This window comes from Fulvivirga sediminis, from assembly GCF_016757215.1.
GTDB classification, from domain to species: Bacteria; Bacteroidota; Bacteroidia; order Cytophagales; family Cyclobacteriaceae; genus Fulvivirga; species Fulvivirga sediminis.
In genome coordinates this window covers 1-2,200 of record NZ_JAESIY010000034.1, presented here as the reverse complement: position 1 = coordinate 2,200, position 2,200 = coordinate 1, and the positions used below count along the sequence as shown (strand labels likewise).

Genomic DNA, 2,200 nt, shown 5'->3' with positions numbered 1-2,200 from the left:
TAGTAGAAGGTCAAAACAATGTAGAATTTGATCTCAGTGCTATAAAATCAGGAACTTATCTCATTCAGCTAAAGACTGAAAACAAAACAGAAAATACCAAAGTTATTATTCCGTAGATTTTATTAGACACTTTAAAGTTGGGTTTAAGCTCAGTTTTAAAGTGTTTTCTTTCAATTATTAATCAAATTAAATTTTAAACTATAAAACACATTTTAAAAAAAAAAGTTGGCCATGAAAAGAATGTCTTTACCCATACTATTGAGCTTTATACTAGCTCTGGTATCACCCTTAGCCTATGCCCAGATTTCTGTAGTGAAAGAAGGATTGCTTCCGAGAATAACTGATTATTCTGAACAATCATTAAAAGTTACTAAAACTGATGAAGCGCTTTACTTTAGTTTCTATGTTTTGAATGACCCTGCCAATGGGTTTAATGAAAATATTATTAGAACTGACGGTAGTGAGCAAGGAACCTATGTAATTGAACAAATGAGTGGAGATAATCTTGTTTCGATAGGGAATGATATATATTTCGAAAGTGGTTTTAATGGATCAGGAAATATAATATTTAAATCCAACGGTAAGCCTTTTTCGGCAACTGAGCATGTAGTGCTTGATGATGACGATTATGTATATAGGCTTATTAGTGGAGGCGATGAAATTTTAGCGGAAACGTTTAGTCCTTTACTATCATTTGATAAAAATGGAAATATCACCGATTACGGTGTTTGGTATAGCTTTTCGGGGCAATATTTTCATTTTAATGATCAGGTGTTTTTGCAAGGTAGAGAAGGTGATGGAGATTATAAGGTATATAGCTATTCAGAAAATGGCTTGCGAGTGGTTACTGAAGTGCCGAACCTTAATTACGTCTATTCTTTAGATTACTTTGGAAGCATAGAATCTGATGTCTATTATTTTCCTACCATTTTGAATGATACCTATTCAGACTGGGGGCATTATAATACTGAAATTTGGAAGCTTAAGGAAAATGGATATGAAAAGATAACAGCTCTTGCAGATGATTTGCTGAGCTATGAGCACACAGGTGCCGGCAGTAAATTATTCTTTAAGCTGAAAGACCTGAACGATGATTCTGAATATGGCACTTATTTTAAAGGTATATGGCAGACAGACGGTACAGCTGCCGGAACAAAACCTTTCTTATTTAAGGACTATGATATGCTAGGAGGTGATAGTAAGCTCTATCTCAATAATGGTACAAGTTATGATCCTTCTACTCAAAAATTTGAAAAGATACCTGGCCTCTCTGGTTTAACCTCGTTGTATCAATCTGGTGACCAGTTGTTTTACTTTAGAAATGCAGGTAACAATACTGCTCTTTGGACTACAGACGGAACAGTTGCAGGTAGTCACAAAATTTTAGATCAAAAAAATTTGAGTCTAAATAATGTCACTGACGTATTGGGTATTTATGATGGATATCTAATGTTCATTGCAAGATCTCCTGAAGGGGTAATAGAATTATATAAAAGCCCTTTAGGAGTAACCAAAGTGGTTGAATTCAATCAAGGTAAAAAGAATAACGGCATGAAGATTTCATCGGATAGAAGTTATTCAGGAAACGTGATTGGTAATCCACAGGAAAACAATCGTCTTAATTTCGTTTCACTTGGATTTGGCGGTAGCATTACTCTAGAGCTGGCTAGCAAAGTATTTGATGACGGCTCTGCAGAACCTGATATGATCTTGGTGGAAACTAGCTATGGAAGAGCAGATCAAATGTGTTTTTCAAACGGTAATACTTACTATCCTGAGCAGGCTTATGTAGAAGTTTCAGCAGATGGTAAGGAATGGTACAGCTTACCTAATTCCTATTGCAGAACCTCTTTCCTTGATATAAAGCCAGCGGTAGATAGTGGTATGAAGTACGCCAAATACATCCGCATAACTGATGCCTCAGACCGAAGTGCATTTGATGGTAGCGCTGATGGTTTTGATGTTGATGGTATCATTATAAACCGTGCAGCAGTGGAGCAAGCTAAAGCTACCCTTACTAATGCCAGAGTCGCTACAGTATCTGGTGCTAACTTATTTAATGCAGACTTTTTCAATACTTTGCCTAATGAAGAGGATGAGTCTTCTAATGACGTTTCAGCTTTGAAAGCCTATCCTAATCCTATAACCCAAGGTCTGGTTACTCTTAGTGTATCTATGGATGTAGCCCAAAAAGGAAGCA

General features: G+C 36.1%; 2 protein-coding genes. Both read left to right on the top strand.

What is annotated here, in order from left to right; all coding sequences use genetic code 11:
* On the top strand, positions 1 to 116 hold a 116-nt coding region (locus tag JL102_RS24210; protein ID WP_202243313.1), incomplete at its 5' end, for a T9SS type A sorting domain-containing protein.
* 115 nt (positions 117 to 231) lie between these two features.
* A partial coding sequence (locus tag JL102_RS23355; protein ID WP_317191665.1) for a hypothetical protein occupies positions 232 to 2,200 on the top strand: 1,969 nt, incomplete at its 3' end.